Source organism: Paenibacillus nitricinens, from assembly GCF_052056485.1.
Classification (GTDB): Bacteria; Bacillota; Bacilli; order Paenibacillales; family Paenibacillaceae; genus Paenibacillus_AQ; species Paenibacillus_AQ nitricinens.
The window spans coordinates 6,232,178-6,253,537 of the sequence record NZ_CP183948.1 but is presented as its reverse complement, the minus strand read 5'-3'; the positions used below and the strand labels follow the sequence as shown (position 1 = coordinate 6,253,537).

General features: G+C 46.4%; 13 protein-coding genes and 1 riboswitch. Of the genes, 8 read left to right on the top strand and 5 right to left on the bottom strand.

The genetic code is table 11. The features are described 5' to 3' along the window. Positions 1–401: 401 nt before the first annotated feature. The 3 genes from gcvPB to gcvT form a co-directional block, all read right to left on the bottom strand. The gene (gcvPB, locus tag ACN6KS_RS27940; protein WP_440960913.1) at positions 402–1,862 is read right to left on the bottom strand and encodes an aminomethyl-transferring glycine dehydrogenase subunit GcvPB; all 1,461 of its coding nucleotides are present in this window, start codon (positions 1,860–1,862) and stop codon (positions 402–404) included. Further along, positions 1,859–3,211, bottom strand: coding sequence for an aminomethyl-transferring glycine dehydrogenase subunit GcvPA (gene gcvPA / locus ACN6KS_RS27935; RefSeq protein ID WP_440960912.1), 1,353 nt, complete (start codon positions 3,209–3,211; stop codon positions 1,859–1,861). The genes gcvPB and gcvPA overlap by 4 nt, the downstream gene beginning before the upstream one ends. Before the next feature lie 106 nt (positions 3,212–3,317). Further along, on the bottom strand, positions 3,318–4,430 hold the full coding sequence (gcvT, locus tag ACN6KS_RS27930) for a glycine cleavage system aminomethyltransferase GcvT (RefSeq protein ID WP_440960911.1): 1,113 nt from the start codon (positions 4,428–4,430) through the stop codon (positions 3,318–3,320). Between the two features lie 186 nt (positions 4,431–4,616). Beyond that, positions 4,617–4,715, bottom strand: a riboswitch (glycine riboswitch). Positions 4,716–4,952: 237 nt separating this feature from the next. Between gcvT and gcvH the strand changes: the two genes are divergently transcribed. Then, on the top strand, positions 4,953–5,345 hold the full coding sequence (gene gcvH, locus ACN6KS_RS27925) for a glycine cleavage system protein GcvH (protein WP_094870857.1): 393 nt from the start codon (positions 4,953–4,955) through the stop codon (positions 5,343–5,345). 400 nt (positions 5,346–5,745) lie between these two features. Here the strand turns inward: gcvH and ACN6KS_RS27920 are convergent, their stop codons facing one another. Further along, the gene (locus ACN6KS_RS27920; RefSeq protein ID WP_094870856.1) at positions 5,746–6,582 is read right to left on the bottom strand and encodes a flagellar motor protein MotB; all 837 of its coding nucleotides are present in this window, start codon (positions 6,580–6,582) and stop codon (positions 5,746–5,748) included. Next, positions 6,579–7,361: a flagellar motor protein gene (locus ACN6KS_RS27915; RefSeq protein WP_280787229.1), complete on the bottom strand. Its 783-nt coding sequence runs from the start codon at positions 7,359–7,361 to the stop codon at positions 6,579–6,581. The genes ACN6KS_RS27920 and ACN6KS_RS27915 overlap by 4 nt, the downstream gene beginning before the upstream one ends. Before the next feature lie 274 nt (positions 7,362–7,635). On the opposite strand from ACN6KS_RS27915, the gene uvrB reads away from it, so the two are divergent. The 7 genes from uvrB to galU all read left to right on the top strand — a co-directional run bounded on the left by uvrB (position 7,636) and on the right by galU (position 21,295). Then, positions 7,636–9,627, top strand: a complete 1,992-nt coding sequence (gene uvrB / locus ACN6KS_RS27910; RefSeq protein WP_440960910.1) for an excinuclease ABC subunit UvrB — start codon at positions 7,636–7,638, stop codon at positions 9,625–9,627. A gap of 494 nt (positions 9,628–10,121) precedes the next feature. Next, complete coding sequence (gene uvrA / locus ACN6KS_RS27905; protein ID WP_440960909.1) at positions 10,122–12,995, top strand: excinuclease ABC subunit UvrA; 2,874 nt, start codon at positions 10,122–10,124, stop codon at positions 12,993–12,995. Between the two features lie 960 nt (positions 12,996–13,955). Beyond that, positions 13,956–14,165, top strand: a complete 210-nt coding sequence (locus tag ACN6KS_RS27900; RefSeq protein WP_042192275.1) for a hypothetical protein — start codon at positions 13,956–13,958, stop codon at positions 14,163–14,165. A 152-nt stretch (positions 14,166–14,317) separates the two neighbouring features. Continuing rightward, positions 14,318–15,427 (top strand): S1C family serine protease, encoded by a 1,110-nt coding sequence (locus tag ACN6KS_RS27895; protein ID WP_280787228.1) that lies wholly within the window; start codon positions 14,318–14,320, stop codon positions 15,425–15,427. 27 nt (positions 15,428–15,454) lie between these two features. Then, positions 15,455–17,368 carry a stalk domain-containing protein gene (locus ACN6KS_RS27890; protein ID WP_440960908.1) on the top strand — a complete coding sequence of 638 codons (1,914 nt, stop codon included), beginning with the start codon at positions 15,455–15,457 and terminating at the stop codon, positions 17,366–17,368. A gap of 205 nt (positions 17,369–17,573) precedes the next feature. Next, the gene (locus ACN6KS_RS27885; protein WP_440960907.1) at positions 17,574–20,096 is read left to right on the top strand and encodes a DUF3656 domain-containing U32 family peptidase; all 2,523 of its coding nucleotides are present in this window, start codon (positions 17,574–17,576) and stop codon (positions 20,094–20,096) included. 311 nt (positions 20,097–20,407) lie between these two features. Beyond that, complete coding sequence (gene galU / locus ACN6KS_RS27880) at positions 20,408–21,295, top strand: UTP--glucose-1-phosphate uridylyltransferase GalU (protein WP_042131276.1); 888 nt, start codon at positions 20,408–20,410, stop codon at positions 21,293–21,295. The last annotated feature ends 65 nt before the right edge of the window (positions 21,296–21,360 follow it).

Genomic DNA, 21,360 nt, shown 5'->3' with positions numbered 1-21,360 from the left:
TGCGTATTTGAACAGTGCGAGAGATCTAAGTTTTGATTTTATGAATTATGATTTTTACAACGATATACAACGCATTTAGCATAATTAATATGAAAGGGATGATAGAGAATATTCTATGGGATGAAGACAAGGCGGATAACATAAATAATGCGAGGAGCAAATAGGGAAGGGACAATAAATATTTTCTGTGGAATACATTATGGACAAATTCAAATTTCACAAGGAATACATTCCTTTCTAAGGGGAAAACGCTACCTCCAAATTAGAATATCATAACTCCAGATTTTTGCGAAGGTGCAGGCCGAGTAGATCATAGTGTTGATTTTTATTCGCATACTAAAAAGCAGGCCGACGATAAACCGATTATCGTGGCCTGCTTTTTTAATATTGCTCACTATCTATTAACCGCAAGAACAATTCAATACCGGCTTACGCGCGGCTTGTGTCTCATCCAAACGGCTAATCTCTGTGGTATGCGGTGCGTTGATTACGATCTCCGGTGTCTCCTGCGCTTCTTTCACGATCTGGATCATTGTATCGATGAAGCCGTCGAGCGTTTCTTTACTTTCGGTTTCCGTAGGCTCGATCATCATGCATTCCTCAACAGTCAGAGGGAAGTACACGGTTGGCGGATGGTAGCCGAAGTCGAGTAATCGTTTAGCAACGTCTAAGGTGCGCACACCATACTGCTTGAGGTTTTTGCCGGACATTACGAATTCATGCTTACATACGCCCGGATACGGAATTTCAAAATACGGCGCCAGACGGTGCATCATATAGTTCGCATTCAGCACGGCATTTTCGGATACCTCACGCAGTCCATCTGGGCCATAGGTACGGATATAGGCGTAGGCACGAACGAGAATACCAAAGTTGCCGTAAAAAGCTTTCACGCGTCCAATGGATTCAGGTCCGCCGAAGTCGAGTGAGAAGCTGTTATCTTCGTTTTTCACCACAGTTGGTTGTGGTAGGAACGGAATCAGGATGGATTTTACGCCAACAGGTCCGGCTCCAGGGCCACCGCCGCCGTGCGGGGTACTCATTGTCTTATGCAAGTTCAAATGCACAACGTCAAAGCCCATATCACCGGGGCGGGTAATGCCCATAATAGCATTGGAGTTCGCTCCATCGTAATAGAGCAAGCCGCCTGCTTCATGCACGATCTCAGCAATCTCGACGATTTGGGTCTCGAACAAGCCGAGTGTGCTTGGGTTAGTCAGCATTAGCGCGGCAGTATCGCTGCCGACTGCTGCCCGCAGCGCTTCAAGATCAACCATCCCTTTATCTGTGGATGGGATCGTGATCGTTTCAAGCCCTGCGGCTGAAGCACTAGCAGGATTGGTGCCGTGTGAGGAATCCGGCACGATAACCTTCGTGCGGGTCTCGCCGCGGCTTTCATGGTAGGCGCGGATCATCATGAGACCGGTCCATTCCCCATGAGCACCTGCGGCAGGTTGTAAAGATACAGCATCCATGCCGGTTAGTGCAGACAAGTCATTTTGCAGGGTATACATTAATTCCAGTGCGCCTTGAATGCTTTCTTCTGGCTGGTAAGGGTGGATCTTAGCTAGGCCTACGATGCGGGCAACATCTTCGTTAATCTTCGGATTGTATTTCATCGTACATGAACCGAGTGGATAGAAGCCGTTATCTACCCCAAAGTTGCGGCGTGACAAGGAAGTGTAGTGGCGAATGACATCCACTTCCGATACTTCTGGAAGCACGACGGGTTCGCTACGGAGTAAACCTGATGGAATCAGAGATTCTAAGCTTTCTTCCTGCGGCACATCGCACAGTGGCAAAGAATAGGCCGAACGGCCGGGACGGCTTAATTCAAAAATTAGACTTTGCTCCGGTTTCATAAACAGCCCTCCAGTGCGCTAGCAAATTGGTCAATTTCGTTTTTGCTTCTCTTTTCCGTAACGGCTACCAGCATATGTCCAGCAAGCTCAGGATAATCACGGCCCAGATCATAACCGCCGAGATAACCTTCCTTCAGCAGCTTCGAATTAATTGCGCTAACGCTGCTTCCCTCAGGAAGCTTCAAGACAAACTCGTTAAAGAAGGGGGAAGAGAAGGCATATTCAGCACCTGTTAGTTGGCTAAGTTTATCAGCGGCATAATGGCTTTTACGAATGTTTAGCTCGCCTACTTCACGCATACCTTCTTTGCCCATAACGGACAAGTAAACCGATGCGCAGAGAGCCAGCAGCGCCTGATTGGAGCAGATGTTCGAGGTAGCTTTTTCTCGGCGGATATGCTGCTCCCGTGCTTGCAGCGTCAGAACGAAACCGCGTTTTCTGTTACGGTCAACCGTTTGGCCTACGATACGGCCCGGCATCTTACGCATCAAGTGCTCAGCTACCGCGAAGAATCCACAGGTTGGACCGCCGAGGGAAGCTGGAATACCAAGTGGCTGAGCGTCACCGACTACGATGTCGGCTCCGAGCTTGCCTGGTGTTTCTAGTACGCCAAGAGCGATCGGATTTGCACTGACGACGAACAACCCTTTAACAGCATGGATCAGCGGCTCAACAGAGCTAAGATCTTCGATGCTGCCAAAAAAGTTAGGCGATTGCATCAGTACTGCAGCTGTATCACCATCAATGGCTTCAGCAAGCTTCACCTGATCGGTAACGCCGTTTTTATAGTCAATCTCCACGACCTCAAGCCCCCAAGCATTAGCCGATGTGCGTAACACTTGGCGCGCTTCAGGATGAACGGTGCGGGAAACAATTAATTTTTTGCGTTTGGTAGCACCAGCTGCGAGGACTGCTGCTTCGGATAATGCGGTTGCGCCATCATACATGCTGGCATTGGCTACTTTCATACCGGTTAGTTCGCAAATGTAGGATTGGAATTCGAAGATCGCCTGCAGTTCGCCTTGGCTGATCTCCGGTTGATAAGGGGTGTAAGCAGTGTAGAATTCAGAACGGGAAATGACATGGTTGATCACCACAGGGATGTGATGGTCGTATAATCCGGCGCCGAGGAAGCTGGCGTGCGAATCGAAATCAGCATTTCGGTCAGCGAGACCTTTCATGTGACGTAGCAGGGCGTACTCATCGAGTGGTTCAGACATCGGCATAGTGCCTTGATAACGGACGGCTTCAGGAATATCGGAGAACAGCTCATCTATGGACTGAATCCCGACGGTTTCCATCATCTCTACGCGGTCCTGTGCTGTCATGGGCAGATAACGGTGCTTCATTAAGGTTTCACTCCTTGGCTTTTTTAAAATATAAGAAAGTACAATTTTCACGCTATACTTTATCCTTCTATTTCTCGCTTAAAAGCTAACCGTCCCAATATGGACGCTAAAGGCGTTTATACTTGTAAAAAGGGGCTTTAATCACGACAGCCTTAAGCTGCTTGCCGCGTATCTCTACGAATACCTCTGTGCCTATTTCACTGTAAGCTGTATCAAGCAAAGCTAATCCCAGATTGCGTTTCAGCGTTGGTGATTGGGTTCCGGTTGTGACCTCTCCGATTTTAACGCCGTTCGCATAGACTGGGTAATGGGAGCGCGGAATGCCCCGGTCAATCATTTCTAAGCCGACCAGACGTCGGGGTAGACCGGCTTCTTTTTGCTGCAATAGCGCATCGCGACCGATAAAGTCCGCTTTGTCCAGCTTCACAAAGAACTGTACTCCAGCTTCAAGAGGGGTGATGTCAGCTGACAGCTCCTGACCGTACAGCGGCAATTTTGCTTCAAAACGCAGCGTATCACGGGCGCCCAGTCCAGCAGGTGTTAATCCGTGAGGAGTGCCAGCTGCGAGTAGGCCGTTCCATAACGTTGCTGCCCCATCCAGCGGAGCGTAGATCTCGAAGCCATCTTCGCCGGTGTAACCCGTACGGGAGATCAGTACTTCTACACCGCAGACGGTTGCGCGTTCGATGAAGTGGAAAGGCTTGAGTTCTGAGATCGGAGCATCAGTAACTTTCGCGAGTATGGTCTCTGCCAACGGGCCTTGCAAGGCAAGCAAAAGCGTCTCGTCAGAGACATTAGTGAGTGTGACTTCACCGAATTCAGAGGTCAGATGCTCTTGCAGCCACTGGAAGTCCTTATCGATGTTGGAGGCATTTACGACAAGCATATAACGGCCTTCACTTATTCGGTACACGAGCAAATCGTCGACCACACCGCCGTTTGGATAACAGAGCAGCGTATATTGTGCCGCACCATCGGTCAGGCGGCTGACATCGTTGGTCGTCATTTTCTGTAAAAAGGCTTCAGCACCGCTCCCGATCACCATGAATTCACCCATATGCGATACATCGAACAGTCCAGCCTGCTGGCGAACAGCTTCATGCTCCTTCACGATACCTGTAAACTGTACTGGCAGCTCCCAGCCGCCAAAATCAATGCACCTGGACTCCGTGTAAGCGGAATAGAGATCGTAAAAAGGTGTTCTTTTCAAAGCATCCATATCGTCACTCCCCTAGTCTGATTACATACGAAAAAAAGGACAGGCAGAAGCAATCATGCATAAATGCACTAATCGCTTTCTGCTCTGTCCTTTGTACCTGAGAGTTACCCTGCCGTAACGAACCTGCAAGTTTCCCCGTTGGTGACCTGACGCACTCAGCCCCGCGTCTGATGCTCTCCAGAGGTACGTCCGACAAAGGTCCTTTTGCCTGAGAGATTCACCCCTGTTAGGGCTTACTCCTTCGGCGCCGTCTTCAAGTGAGACAGTCTCTCCCTATGCCATCATCCGCAACTGTATTTGTTTTATATTTCTCCGAGAAACGGTTATCGTCTATAAAAAAGACGACAACGTCGTTTCTTCTTGTATGTCTCCATTAAACGGGTATAGGAGGGCGCTGTCAACAAGAAAAAGTCAAAAAAACGACAAATTTATTTTACTGTTAGTAATATTGACATTCTGCTCTGGGATCACTTAGGCTATAACTAAATTTAGAATTCCAATTTGGAAATGAGGCGGCTTGAAATGAGTGAAGTTTTAGATCACCTTCTTTACAGCGAAGAGCATGAGTGGGCACAGCAAGTGGAAGGACGCGTAGTACGTATTGGGATTACGGATCATGCTCAGCATTTGTTAGGCGATATCGTGTTTGTGGAATTTCCAGAAGTGGGCTCGGCCATTTCAGCCGGTGACAGCGTAGGCAGTATCGAATCTGTTAAGACTGTATCGGAATTATATTCACCCGTCTCGGGGACGGTTACCAAGATTAATGACGGTTTAGAGGCTAGTCCGGAGCTGATCAACGATAAGCCGTATGGCGAGGGTTGGATTTTTGAAATTGAAGTGGACGGAGAGTATGCTGATGCTGTAAAAGGTCTGCTGGATGCAGCCGGATATCGTGCATTGGTAGGAGAGTAATTGGGATTTTTCACAGTATATTAATTTTATCACGAGTGATATTTGTAGCAGCAAGTTTCTGTTTTTGGGGACTTGCTGTTTGGTGTTTTTATTTAGAGGTGGGTAGGGATTTTTGCGTCATACCCTGGGACGGCTCGGAATTATTTGATTTTATTTAAAAGCGAATCTGCTAGTTGTGGAATTAGGGGAAACCTCCCTTATTTTAGACGAATATAGCGTGACACAAAGAGTTTTAGGCAATTTCTCCCTGAAAATTCCGGTGAAACCGCTATTTTTGACTAAATAGGGGATTAATCAGGGAGTATTTCCGTAATTAATAGTGGCAAGTCATTTTAGTATGTTGATAGCAGATTCGCACCCGCACTAACTACTATATCTAGCTCTGAGTACAATCAATATTTTATTCACCCTCTTGAAGCTGCCGCAGCACAATGATCTCTACACGGCGGTTCTTCTGCTTACCTGCTATCGTGGTATTATCTGCGGTGGGCTGGGTGTCAGCATAACCTGCGTATTGAAAAGTATCCGGCTTCAGTCCTTCATGGTCTAGAAAAAAGCGCAGTACAGATAGCGCACGAGCACCAGACAGCTCCCAGTTGTCGTTAAATTGAGAAGCCGAGGATACGGGCGTATTATCGGTATGTCCTTCAATGCTAATCTTTGCGCCGATGTCTTTGAATAAACCAGATAACTGCTGAAGAGCAGGGAAGGCTGGTGATTTCAGGTCTGCCTTACCTATATCGAATAGAAAACGATCACTGAGTGTGATTTCTATCCCCTGCGGTTTGTCAGCAACAAAAATTTGTTCTCCGAGATTATTTTCCTCCACATAGTGGGTGATCACACCCATTAATTCAGCAAGTTTAGTCTCTTGTTCTCGAAAAGCGAGCTCACGTGCCGAAGGTGTTTCATTCTCCGCTTGTTCACCAGATCCGTCATTCGGTCTTGCAGTTGCAGCTGCATCCTCATTTCCGTCTGTACTTTCCGGTTTGTTCTCAGTTGATTTCCCAGCATCTAAAATACCGTTCCCACCCTCAAGGACAGTGGTTCCAGACTTGAAGGTCTCGGATAACGAGCCTGTCACGATGTTATATTTGTCAGTATCCAGGCTGCTCATCGCATACAATATAACGAAAAAAATAAGTAAAAGTGTAATTAGATCTGCATAAGTAATCATCCAACGGTCACGGCTTTCCCGAGTCTCTACACGCCGCTTGCGCCGGTCTCTTTGTCTCATAAAAGGCCTCTAGTTTCCGCACGGTCATTCGTGTCCGAGTCTGAGATGAATGAGTTCAGTTTTTTACGTACCAGCAGTGGATGATCCCCATTCTGTAGAGAAAGAATACCTACTAGCAGCATTTCCATGCTATGTAGCTCACTTTGACTGCGGGATTTGATTTTGGAGGCAATGGGTAAAAATATTAGATTAGCGATGGCTACACCGTACAACGTTGCAGTGAACGCTACTGCGATAGATGTGCCCAGATTTGACGGATCTGTAAGGTTGCCAAGTACACGGATGAGACCCATCACCGTCCCGATAATTCCCATCGTTGGTGCATATCCACCAGCAGCTTCAAAAATCTTAGCATAGTTCTCATGCTTCAATTCTTTAGCGTCCATTTCCAGTTCCAAAATCTGTCTTACCTGCTCAGGATCAGTGCCGTCGACAATAAGAAGCAGACCTTCACGTGTAAAAGAATCCGGATGTTCTTCAGCTTGTTTTTCTAACATTAAAACGCCGCCGCGACGGGCCACGGTTGCCATTGCAATGAGTTCTTCAGCTTTTTCCATATCACGATCAGGGTTGCTGCCGAAAGCCATGCGTAGTGCTGTTGGAATGGAGCGCAGCTTAGATGCCGGGAAGCTGATCATAACGGCGGCAAATGTACCCCCGAACACAATCAAAGCTGCATTAAGCTGCAGCAGTCCTGAGAGGCTTCCGCCTTCCCAGAGATAGCCGCCAATTAACGCAGCCAGTCCAGCCAATAGGCCAATTATTGAGGTAATATCCATGCTTCAAGCTCCTAACATTTCTATGTATTATGGTTTGCATCGATCTAGTCAACACTGTATAATGAACGGGAACACATATTCTTATCTTCCATATTTTTAATTATAAGAAAGTATAAGTTTCACGTTATACTTAAACCTTATAATTCTCGCACAAACGCTTAACGTCTTTTAGAGACGCCAAAGGCGCTTAGCTTGCTATCGTATGGAGAGAGAACATTCAGACAACAATTATAATATATTAATCTAGTTTAGACGATAGAGGGGAGACGGGCAAATGAGTGATATAGTCGTCAGTACGAAGACTTTTGAATTGGAGTCCGAGTATACACCCCAGGGCGATCAGCCTCATGCCATAGAGGAATTACTACAAGGTATCCGGCAGGGCAAGAAGCACCAGACGCTGCTGGGCGCGACGGGTACGGGGAAGACGTTTACCGTTGCACAAGTTATTTCCAAATTAAACCGCCCGACATTAGTTATTGCGCACAACAAGACTTTGGCTGCCCAACTGGCGAGTGAGTTTAAGGAGTTTTTTCCGCATAATTCGGTAGACTATTTCGTCAGCTACTACGACTATTACCAACCAGAGGCGTATATTCCCTCCTCCGATACTTATATCGAGAAAGACTCCAGTATTAATGAAGAGATTGATAAATTGCGCCACTCCGCGACGAGCTCCTTGTTCGAACGGCGTGACGTTATTATTGTGGCGAGTGTGTCTTGTATTTACGGCCTTGGTTCGCCGATGGAATACGGAAGCTTGCTTTTGTCATTGCGGGTTGGGATGGAGAAACCTCGAAATGAGATTTTGAGCAGGCTAGTGGACATCCAGTACCAGCGTAATGATATCAACTTTGTACGTGGTACCTTTCGTGTACGTGGTGATGTGGTCGAGATTTTCCCAGCCTCTCAGGGTGAACATGCCATTCGAGTCGAATTGTTCGGTGATGAAATTGAGCGAATCACTGAGATTGATGTGCTGACGGGTGAACTGATCGGGGAACGCGATCATGTCGCTATTTTTCCGGCGTCTCACTTTGTTACCAAAGAAGAAACAATGCGTGTAGCACTGGTCAACATTGAAAAAGAGCTGGAAGACCGTTTAACGGTTCTTCGTGACGCAGGAAAGCTTCTTGAAGCTCAACGTCTGGAACAGCGGACACGTTATGATATTGAAATGATGAAGGAAGTGGGCTTCTGCTCAGGGATTGAGAACTATTCCGGACCACTCACCTTCCGTGAACCAGGGGCAACCCCATATACATTAATGGATTATTTTCCGGATGATATGCTGATCATTATTGATGAGTCCCATGTTACACTTCCGCAGATTCGGGCGATGTATAACGGTGACCGGGCGCGTAAGACGGTACTGGTAGAGCATGGTTTCCGTTTGCCGTCTGCGCTCGATAACCGTCCACTTCAGTTTGAGGAATTCGAAGAAAAGGTGAAGCAGATCGTATATGTTTCTGCGACACCTGGACCTTATGAAATGGAGCACTGTGACACCATGGTGCAGCAGATTATCCGGCCTACAGGTCTTTTAGATCCGATCATTGAGGTTCGTCCGACAGAGGGACAAATCGATGACTTGATTAGTGAAATTCGTGATCGGGTGGAACGAGACGAACGTGTACTCGTCACAACATTGACGAAGAAGATGTCGGAGGATCTGACGGATTACTTTAAGGAAATTGGAATTAAGGTTCGTTATATGCACTCTGATATCAAAACGCTGGAACGGATGGCGATCTTACGTGATCTTCGTCTGGGTACATTCCATGTTCTAGTAGGGATTAACCTACTAAGAGAAGGCCTCGATCTACCGGAAGTATCGCTGGTCGCTATACTTGATGCCGATAAAGAGGGCTTCCTTCGTTCCGAACGCTCGCTAATTCAGACGATTGGTCGTGCGGCCCGTAATTCCAAGGGTCGAGTCATTATGTACGGTGATCGGATCACGGATTCGATGGAGAAAGCGATGAGCGAAACATCGCGTCGCCGCGCCATCCAGATCGCCCATAATGAGAAACACGGCATTACCCCAACCACCATTAATAAAAAGGTGCGTGACATCATCGAGGCAACGAAGGTTGCTGAGACTAAAGCGGATTACCTCACGGGTGTTGGTGGCAAGATGAATAAGAAAGAGAAACAAAGCCTGATCCAGCGTCTGGAAGCCGAGATGAAGGACGCAGCGAAGAACTTGCAATTTGAGCGCGCGGCAGAGCTGCGTGACGCATTGTTGGAGCTTCGGGCCGAGTAATAAACCTTAAATGCATCACCGATATTTAAAATATGTAAATGAACGGTGCTGTCCAGGCCGTTCTTTTTGAATAAATAGATGGACACGCATCCCGTAGGGACAGTGCTGTATGTAGTTAGCGCATCCCGCAGGGACAGCTTAGCACTTACGTGTATTACGTAGGGAGAGTGCTCCGCAATGCTCTTAGCACTTACGCGTATCCCGCAGGGACAGCGCCCTGCAACGTTATAGCAGTTGCGGTAATCTTGCACTTCCCGCACTTAGCTAGTGTGCGCCTAACGTCCAAGCGGTCCCGTAGGAATAAGCGCTCCAAGCAGCACTGTCACTAAGTCCCGTCCTACCAACCTCCTTCGCCAATAAATGCGGGTGTCCAGAGGGTGCAACCCTTGGGGCCCTCCCTTGGAAGGGAGGGTTTGGGAGGGATCGAAAACGCTTTTGATAAAGCTTTGATATTTGATATTTGTTGATATTTGATTCATTAAGGAGAGGTTCCGTTGGCGAACGAAAATATTGTAATTAAAGGCGCGAGGGCGCACAATCTCAAAAACATCGATGTGACGATTCCACGTGACCGTTTCGTCGTGCTGACGGGACTGAGCGGCTCAGGTAAATCGTCGCTTGCATTTGATACGATTTATGCTGAAGGACAGCGGCGTTATGTTGAATCTTTGTCCGCTTATGCTCGTCAGTTCTTGGGGCAAATGGAGAAGCCGGATGTGGATTCGATAGACGGATTATCCCCGGCAATCTCTATTGATCAGAAGACAACAAGTCGCAACCCTCGTTCCACAGTAGGTACGGTAACTGAGATCTATGACTATTTACGGCTGCTTTTCGCACGGATCGGTCACCCTCATTGTCCAGAACATGGAATTGAGATTACTTCCCAGACCGTTGAACAAATGGTAGACCGGATTATGCAGTATCCAGAGAAGACTCGTTTGCAAATCCTAGCGCCTATTATTTCAGGACGTAAAGGGGAACACAAAGGACTCTTCACAGACATTTCTAAGCAAGGGTTCGTACGTGTGCGTGTGGACGGTGAGCTAAGAGATCTGTCTGAGGATATTGAACTTGAGAAGAATAAAAAACACACTATAGAAGTTGTTGTAGACCGAATCGTCGTTAAAGACGATGTGGAGACCCGGCTGACGGATTCACTGGAGACGGCACTTAAACTTTCGGGCGGTAAAATCCTTGTGGATATCATCGGTCAGGAAGAGCTGCTGTTCAGCTCTAACTTCGCTTGTCCGATTTGTGGTTTTAGTATTGAAGAGTTGGCACCACGGATGTTCTCTTTCAACAGTCCATTCGGAGCCTGCACAGAGTGCGATGGACTTGGCATAAAGATGGTGGTCGATCCAGACCTGCTTATTCCTGATGCTGAGAAATCCATTGAAGAGGGCGCTTTTTTAGCTTGGACAGGAAGTACCTCCAATTACTATCCGCAATTTTTGAAATCCGTGTGTGAACACTTTAATATTCCACAGAACGTTCCAGTGAGCAGTTTAACACCTGATCATATGAACAAACTACTAAATGGTACAGGCAGTGAGAAGGTTCGCTTCAAATATGAGAATGATTTTGGACAAAAGAAAGATGCGATGGTTGCTTTTGAAGGGATTATTCCTAACCTTGAGCGGCGTTATCGTGAAACTGCTTCGGATGGTATTCGTGAATTTATCGAAGGATTCATGAGTGCAAAGCCTTGTCATGTATGTAAAGGCAAGCGTCTGAAGAAAGAAATTTTGGCGGTGACGATCAACGAACAAAATATTTCGGACATTACCGATCTCTCGATTGGTGACTGTCAGCATTGGTTTGAAGAGATAAAATTGAGCGAAAAAGAAACAGCCATCGCCAATCTCATTTTAAAAGAGATTTGTAATCGGCTTGGATTCCTTGTAAATGTAGGCTTGGACTATTTGACGCTTAGCCGTGCAGCAGGCTCACTGTCTGGTGGGGAAGCACAGCGTATCCGGTTGGCCACTCAGATTGGTTCGAGCTTGATGGGTGTGTTGTACATTCTGGATGAGCCAAGTATTGGCCTGCATCAGCGGGATAATGATCGCCTCATCTCGACCCTTGCGCATATGCGTGACTTAGGGAATACGCTGATTGTTGTTGAGCATGATGAAGACACGATGATGGCAGCGGATTATATTATTGATATCGGACCGGGTGCGGGTATCCACGGTGGACAAGTTATGGCGCAAGGAACACCGGAAGAAATTATGAAGGATCCGAATTCCTTAACGGGTGATTATTTAAGTGGTCGTAAATTTATTCCGGTAACCGCTAAGCGTCGTGCTACTGATGATCGATGGATAGAAATCCGTGGGGCTAAGGAGAATAACCTGAAAAATGTGAATGTGAAGATTCCATTAGGTGTGTTTACAGCGGTGACAGGTGTTTCTGGTTCCGGTAAATCGTCGCTTATTAACGAGATTCTTTATAAGAGCTTGGCACGGCAACTGAATAAGGCTGTGAAGGTACGTCCGGGTCAGCACAAAGAAATTCGCGGCTTGGAAAATCTCGATAAAGTAATTGAAATCGACCAATCACCAATCGGGCGTACACCACGTTCTAACCCAGCAACCTATACGGGTGTATTTGACGACATTCGTGATCTGTTCTCGAAGACGAATGAGGCAAAGGTACGCGGGTTCCAAAAGGGACGCTTTAGCTTTAACGTAAAAGGCGGACGCTGTGAAGCTTGCCGCGGGGACGGAATTATCAAGATTGAGATGCACTTCTTGCCGGATGTCTATGTTCCTTGCGAAGTATGTAAGGGCAAGCGTTATAACCGGGAAACTCTGGAAGTGAAGTATAAAGGGAAAAACATCTCTGATGTACTGGAGATGACGGTAGAGGATGCTACAGAATTCTTTGTGAATATCCCTCGTATCCATCGTAAAATGCAAACACTGATGGATGTTGGTCTTGGTTACATCAAGATTGGTCAGCCAGGTACCACATTATCCGGTGGTGAAGCGCAGCGCGTGAAATTGGCTTCCGAGCTATACCGCCGTAGTACCGGAAAGACCCTTTATATTTTGGATGAGCCGACAACAGGTCTGCATGTGGATGACATTGGTCGTTTACTAGAAGTGTTGCATCGCTTGGTGGATTCCGGAGAATCAGTTCTCGTCATTGAGCATAATTTGGACGTTATTAAAACCGCGGACTATCTCATCGATATGGGACCAGAGGGCGGCAGTGGCGGCGGAACTGTGCTGGCAACAGGAACACCAGAGAAGCTCATTACCGTTACGGAGTCTTACACAGGTAAGTATCTGAAGCCGGTTCTGATTCGTGATACAGAGCGTACCAAAGCCCTTATGCTTGAGACGGCAGAAACCATCTAAGCTATAAATAGCTGGATAGTATAACTACTAAATGAAAAAGGTCACGGCAATTTGCCGTGACCTTTTTGTTTGTTGTCCGTCCGAAATCATTATTTTGTGAAAACAATTGATAGGTAAAATGCTAGTAGTCACCTGTAAATTAGAGCCATTATCCGTTCTGATGTGAGTGTTCTAGTAAACGTTATATGACTCCTATAAAAAGAAAACAAAATCATAGATGAGATAGGCATAAGTAGGGCATGTCCGTCGTAAGATTTAATGAGTAGTATGCTGTTGCTATTGGTATGCTTAATGGGTAATAGGATGCAATAGGCGCAATGGTTCCTTGAAAAATTAATAACTAATTGTTATAGACTTAACTCTATCAAACGAATGTTTTATTAGATTAGGGAAAACCTCCCTAAAAATCTGAGTTTCTAGATCATAAAAGATGAAACCCGGTAAAAACTCCCTAATTATCAGGAAGTTAAAATCATTTAGCAGGATTTCTAATGATTTTTAAGGAGAAATTCCCTAAAAACCTCAAATTGATCTGATAATCGTACGATTTTAGGGAGGGTTTCCCTAATTCTTGAAAAACGTAAGATTTGAACGCAAGTGTGAAGTTCTATCTCTGAATTTTAAACTGAACTCCAAATTGATTCCTCAGTACTTTAAAAAGTACCTTCAAAAAAGCACCTTCAAAAAAGTACCTTTAAAGCACTAACTGGTTTCCTCTTTGAACCTTCACGACGCAAGCTATCTCTGGTTAGATTCACGTATTTTTTTTGATCGAAAGCTAAACGTCAGTGACTAATATCATCATTTTTGCGGATTTTGCAGGGATAAAATATATTTTTTGCGACAAATACATAATTTTTCTACAAAACCTATTGCATCGCCCAAATGGTAGCGATAACATAGAAGAGGATATGGGGAATACTGGATCTTGCTTGACAACATTTTTGAGGAGGTAAGGTAATGCTACTTGCAGAAGTTGCCGCGCAAGGACCGTCTAAATTTCATACCTTTGATGTTTTTATGATTTTATTCACGATCCTAATTTTGGTTGGAGTCGTTCGGTTACTGAGAGCTCCCCAGAAGAACAAGTTCGCCATTGCTTTCGGAGCGGTTAGTTTGTTGGTTTTTATAATCTCTGACTATGCCATGGTGATGCATTGGTTAAGTTAACGAAAGAATTAAATTGAACAGCTTTGCACCAAAAGACTCCTTTAACGCCGTGGGCGCATTGAAGGTGTCTTTTTTCAAATTATATAATGTAAAATTTATCCATGTGCAGAGAGAGGGTCTGGTGAAGGTTGATGAGGATTGGGGAGAAGCTGGTGAAGAAAGGATTGGGCCTGCTGTTATGTGGTGTGTTGCTGTCAGGAGTATGGAGTGAGTCGGTTTATGCGTTTGGTAGTACGACTAAGAAGGTTAGCACGTCGACGACAACCCAGAAAAACAAAATCAAAAATTCTACAGCAGCTGAAGACCCTGTCCCAGGGATTATTAGAAGTATCACCCCCTCCGTAGTGGGCATTATCGGCAAAGACGATAGTGGCGGGAATAGCGGACCGGATGATCGGTACAATCTGACGCATGGCTCTGGCATTATTGTGAAGTCGAACGGATGGATCGTAACCAATGCACATGTCATCAAGGATCTGCAGAATGCCTTGGTAGTGACGTCAGACTCCAAAACCTACAGCATTAAAGAAACATATCTAGATGAAGTTAGTGATCTGGCCCTGATCAAAATCAATGCAACCTCCCTTAAACCTGCAAAGTTTATTCCATCGACCGGTAAAACCGTTGTTGGTGAGAAGGTAGTGGCCATCGGAACACCGATTAGCTTTTCTCTAAGGAATTCAGCGACGGTAGGGGTTATAAGTGGCCTTAACCGTGAAGTAGCTGCGGCTTATCGCCTGATCCAAAGTGATACAGCGATTAATCCCGGAAATAGCGGAGGCCCGCTAGTGAATATGAAGGGCGAAGTGCTGGGAATAAACAGCCTGAAATACTCAGCGGTGGGTGTGGAGAATATGGGCTTCTCTATACCGGCGGATACCGTGCAGTATATTATGAACCAGCTTTTTAAGTACGGTGAAGTAAAACACCCGAGTCTTGGACTGGAGTTAGAGCCGAGTTGGTCCTCGATTGTGGGCTTGCCAACGCTTGATCCACTTACCGTAACAAAAGTGATATCTGCTGAAGCACGCAAGGCGGGTGTTGCCGAAGACGATGTCTTGTACAGCATTGACGGCCACCGTGTGGTCTCACTAGTTGATATTAATGAATTGTTCAAAAGCTATTCTCCGGGTAAGACGGTACGATTGGTTATGCAAAGTGATGGGGATATTGTCGTCCGAAAGGTCGTGCTCACTCAGGGTGATCCCCTGTTAAGTGAAGACAGTTCTGGAACAGATGGGGACGAGCATACGGAAGAGTGATCAGGAAACTTGTGAGGGGGACGGTAAATGGGCTTTAAAGTTTTAACACAAGGATTGTGTGCGATGCTGGCTTTATTATTGCTATTTTTTATATTACCGATACAAACCGCACGGGCAGCAGAAACAGAGAAGCTACAGCTGAGTCTTAAAGTTGGCAGTACTTCAGCTACGGTGAATGGCAAGAAGGTGACTATCGAGCGGCCTTATATGGAGAACGGAACGGTTATGGTACCGCTCGGGGTTTTTAAAAAGACATTTGGCAGCAAGGTTTCCTTAGAAGGAAATGATATAGTGAAAGTAACGTACGGCTCTCATACAGGGTTAATGATGATTGGTAGTATTAATGCCTGGAAGGATGCGACTAAAGTTAAACTCACCTCCGCTCCTCGGATGGTTTCAGGTGTGTTGATGGTGCCGCTGCGTTTTGTGGCCAGCATCCTGGGTGCAACTCTTTCCCAAGGTAACGGTGGAGAACTCGTCATTACCTTAGTTCCTGCAGATAATGAAGGCGATGTGCCAGTGGATACTGGTATTGATAGCGATGTGGGGAAGACGCAAATTGGGAACAGCTATTTTCGATGGACACTAAATTATCCGTCTGGATTGATTGCTGGAAATAGCGGTGGTGATGAGAGTGTGGCTACTTTCTCCAGTACGGACAATCTTTATTATTTGGAGATTCATGCAAGTGATCAGGCAGTTGCTGTTGATGCAGACGGGTTATTAGAACAACTAGTCCGGGAAGTCGAGTTAGGCGGTGAGCTGATATTAGATCAGGAGTCGTTTCCGAAAGCCTCTGTACCCTATGCACGATTGGTCAGTAAAGATTCCAGCGGAGCGCTCTGGGAAAGCAGGCTGATCTATGCTGAAGGTAGACTTTACGAGATGTATTTGACCGATGAAAAAGCCACTCATTATAAAGACTTAGCCAAATATGCAGGATTGCTGGGCTCTTTTCGACCCTCTTTTGACACTAAGGATAACAAAATCCGTGATCTCTCTACCGTAAAGAATGGCTTAAGTGAAGCCTATAATGAGGACTATGGCATCTCACTACAGGTTCCTGCTGCTTGGACTAAGGATGACCAGCATTTCTATTATGAAAGCAAACAAGGAAGTCATTTGAGTGTGGCGATTACATCGGCGCCTGCTGGTTCTACACTAGAGAGCTGGGCTGAAGAGTTGAAGACAAAAACGCAAGAAAACTTTGTATCGGACGCTTATGTTTTTAAGGACAGCATGAAGTCTGAAATCTCCGGCGTACCTGCGCAAATAAGTGAGACACAGCTGAATTTTGGAAACGGTTGGACGACAGAATATCAGGCACTCGTGCTCAAGAACGGGTATCGGTATTATTTTGAATATGTGACACCTGCTGGACAAGAAGAAGATAAGGCCAAGTTTAAAGCCATTATATCCTCGATTGATATTGATTTTGATCACATGAAGGAGAACTTCGGTCGAATCGCTAGTGACGATTATAAGACAATCAAGAATAAAACGATAACCAAAGTATCCAAAAGATACGGCTATGCCATCGACATTCCACGTTTATGGACACCCAATCAAGATGTATTCGAGACACAACTGGTAGAGTATCGGTTCATCGGAGGACGTTTCCAGATCAACTCGAAACCTGAGGGCTCAGTCGATTATGCTGTAAATATGCTCAAAGATTCCTATCAGAATAAAAATAATGATCCTAAAGGTCCTCACATTGAAAGTATAGTGGAGTCTACCTTTGCTGGTGTTCCTGCTACGACCCTTACTGTGCATCAAATCAAGAATGGTGTTCCTCTCCGCAGTAAGCAAGTTGTTTTTGGCAAAAATGAGGTGGTCTACACGATTACTGTTACGCTGAATGATGCCAATGCTACTGCAGAACAGCAAGCTTTGTTGGATAAAACGCTCCAGTCGTTTCGGTTTACGGGGAATGAGTAGTTTAGGGATGTTTGGAGTTCTTTACTAACTAATAGCAGAGTGTAATTCAATTAGACGAGAACGTCCCTGTAGCAAAAATGGCGGGGGCGTTCTTTTCTTTATATAAATGTTGGTAAACACATGGCGCTGAGATGTGATATTTGATACAATTATCAAGTTAATCAACTAGAAATGACCCGCCACATGGCGGTTTGGGAGGATATAAATGAAAGAGCAACAAATACGCAGAGAAGACGTGGAGCTATTGGCACCTGCAGGTGACTGGGACTGCATGCGTGCGGCGGTAGCGAACGGAGCGGATGCTATCTTTTTTGGCGTAGAGAAGTTTAATGCACGGGCGAGAGCGAACAACTTTCGCATGGACGAGCTGACGGAAATTATGGCGTTTTTGCATAGTTATGGTGTGAAGGGTTTCCTGACCTTTAATATACTGGTTTTTGAAAATGAATTGACGGATGCTAAAGAACTGATTGACGCTTGTGTAGATGCTGGTGTGGACGCAGTGATTGTCCAGGATTTAGGTTTGGTCAAAATGATTCGTGAAATCTCACCAGACTTCCCGATTCATGGATCGACACAGATGACGATTACTTCCCCGGAGGCGGTCGAGTTCACTAAGCCTTTCAGCTTGGAACGTGTGGTACTCGGTCGTGAGAACAATCTGAAACAAATTAAGACGATTGGGGAGCAAGCCCGTCTGCCGATGGAAGTATTTGTGCACGGTGCCTTGTGTGTGTCTTATTCAGGTCAATGTTTGACTTCCGAAATGTGGGGCGGACGTTCCGCGAACCGGGGAGAATGTGCTCAGGCTTGCCGTCTGCCTTATGATCTGATGGTGGATGGCGAAGTTAAACCAATGGGTGATGTGACTTATTTGCTCTCCCCTAAGGATTTGGCAGCTATTGATCTTATGCCTGAGCTGATCGAGGCGGGCGTAACTTCTTTTAAAATCGAAGGGCGTCTCAAGACCCCAGAATATGTTGCGAATGTAGTTAGTAAGTACCGTAAGGCAATTGATCGGTATTTTGATGGCGATATGTCCAAACCATCGAAGGAAGAAGTTCGTGAACTGCAACAAAGCTTCTCCCGCGGTTTCACGCATGGTTTCCTAGATGGAACGAACAATAAAAAGCTCGTAGACGGCACTTTCCCGAAAAGCCGGGGTGTATATCTCGGAACAGTTGAACAAATTCTTCGTGACGGCGTAGTCTGCCGTATTCACGCACCGCTTAAGCGGGGAGACGGAATCGTGTTTGATGCAGGGGATCCGACGAAAAAAGAAGAAGGTGGACGTGTTTACGATCTTCGTCGTAAAGGTGTGAAGCTCGAAGGTGAAGCAGGAGAAGGCTGGATCATCGACATCGTAGCGGGTCGTAATGATGTAGACCTGCGCCGTCTAAATGTTGGTGACCGCATTTGGAAGACGAATGACCCTGCGCTAGACAAGGCGCTACGTCAGACGTATGAGACTGAGAAGCCGTACCGGGTATTCCCGGTACATGTGCGAGTGCAAGGCTGCGTCGGCGAGAAGCTGACCACCTGGTGGACGGACGTTCAGAAGAACGTTACCGTCCGTGTGGACTCGGAGCTCGCGCTGGAAACCGCGCAAAAGCGTCCGATGGATACCGCGCTGCTGGAAGAACAATTCGGCCGCCTGGGCGGGACCGTGTTCCAGCTTGATGCGCTAGAGTCGCATCTGCAAGGCGACGTGATCGTCCCTATGCGCGAGCTGAACAGCATCCGCCGCCAAGCGGTGGAGCTGCTTGCGGGCGAGCGCCCGAAACCGCCCGTGTACGTGAAACGGGCGATCGAGGTCTACGGCGACGTTACCCGCAGGGGCGTCGCTCCGCAGCGCGCTGGTGAAGCGGAGCTCACCGCGCTGTGCCGCAGCCTGCCGCAGGTGCAGGCTGCGCTCGAGGCCGGCGTGAGAAATATCTACGCCGACTTCGAGTTTATCAAGCAGTTCCCGGCAGCGGTAGATGCGGTACGGGCTGCAGGGGCCAGCATCGCGCTGGCCACGCCGCGCATTCATATGCCGGGCGAGAACGGCTACCACGCCAATATCCTGCGCTTGCAGCCTGATGCCGTGTTAGTACGCAACACAGGCGCGCTGTATTATTACCTACGCCGCCGCCAGGAACAACCGGATGCTGTGCATCCTCGCTTGATTGGCGATTTCTCACTGAATATCGCCAATCATAAGGCAGTGGACCTGTTCCTTGAGGCAGGCTGTGACATGGTAACACCGTCCTATGATTTGAACATTCAACAGATGGTCGATCTGCTTGAGCATAGCGATACTTCTCGTATGGAGATCGTAATCCATCAGCATTTGCCGATGTTCCACACAGAGCACTGTGTATACTGTACCTTCATGAGTGAAGGCACAGACTTTACGAACTGTGGCCGTCCATGTGAAGAACATCGCGCTTCCCTGCAAGACCGTATTGGAATGTCTCACCCAGTTCGTGTGGATGAAGGCTGCCGCAATACCGTCTATAATGCAGTTGACCAGTCCGGTGCGGAGTATTTGAACAATTTCCGTGATCTAGGTGTATCCTCGTACCGTGTGGAGTTCCTGGAAGAGACACCAGAGCAAGTGGCTGAGGTAATTAGCCTCTATAGTCGCGCACTGCGTGGTGAGATCTCTGGTACGCAGGTATGGAAGAGCTTGAAGGCTACCAACCAGCTGGGGGTTACACGTGGACAATTGGTTAACGCGAAGTAATAAAGGTTAAAGGAATAGGGCTAGGTGACTACCAGAGGATGCTGGAGTTGCTTGGCCCTTTTTTATAGATATCATCTCGTCCTCTTTGTTAATTGCATATACTAGATAATATAGTGAGTGTTAGAAAAGTGTTGGAACTTACGATGAACGCTTTATAATTCCTTCTCTCCGGGTTTGATTGGAATTGATATACAAATATAACAAACTCACTGACATTAGTCTGCTATAACTGCTATAATTGAAGGAAGTATGTAATTTTACTATACAGAGTATTTTAGATGGAAGAGTAACCGACAGAAGGAGTTAATGTGATGAAGATTCGTAAAGCCATTATCCCCGCTGCAGGTCTTGGTACCCGTTTTTTGCCTGCAACCAAAGCAATGCCTAAAGAAATGTTACCGATAGTAGATAAACCGACGATCCAATATATTGTCGAAGAAGCAGTTGCTTCCGGAATCGAGGATATTATTATCGTGACGGGTAAAGGTAAACGTGCGATTGAAGACCACTTTGATAATTCTTTTGAACTGGAATTTAACTTAGCTGAGAAGCAGAAGTGGGAACTTCTTGAATCCGTTCGTAAATCCTCTGAGATGGCTGATATCCATTACATTCGCCAAAAAGAACCAAGAGGTCTCGGTCACGCGATTTGGTGTGCGCGTAAATTCATTGGAAATGAGCCATTTGCTGTTCTGCTAGGTGATGATATTGTTGAGTCGGAGAAACCTTGTCTCAAACAGATGATGGAAGTATATGAACAGTACAAATCCTCTATTGTAGGTGTCCAACCTGTGCCTTGGGAAGAAGTTTCCCGCTATGGATTGGTGGATGGAACTGAATTGGCTGAGCGGGTCTATAAGGCCAATCGCCTTGTAGAGAAGCCGAAGAGAGAAGATGCTCCTTCTAATCTAGCGATTCTAGGAAGATATATCCTGACTCCACGCATCTTTGATATGCTTGGTGAGCAGCAGGTAGGTGTAGGTGGAGAAATCCAGCTGACGGATGCCATTTCCCGCTTAAGTGAAGTGGAGCGGATTATAGCTTATGACTTTGAAGGCAAACGCCATGATGTTGGTGAGAAGATGGGCTTCATTCAGACCACGATTCATTATGCACTTCAGCATGAAGAGCTTAAAGATGACTTACTTCGCTATATGAAAGAGCTTGTAGATAGTGAAGTTGCTAAGGCTGGGCTTTAAGTAGGACTCATATGTAATCGAAGAAAAGCACACCATTGTGATCTCAGTGGTGTGCTTTTCTTCAC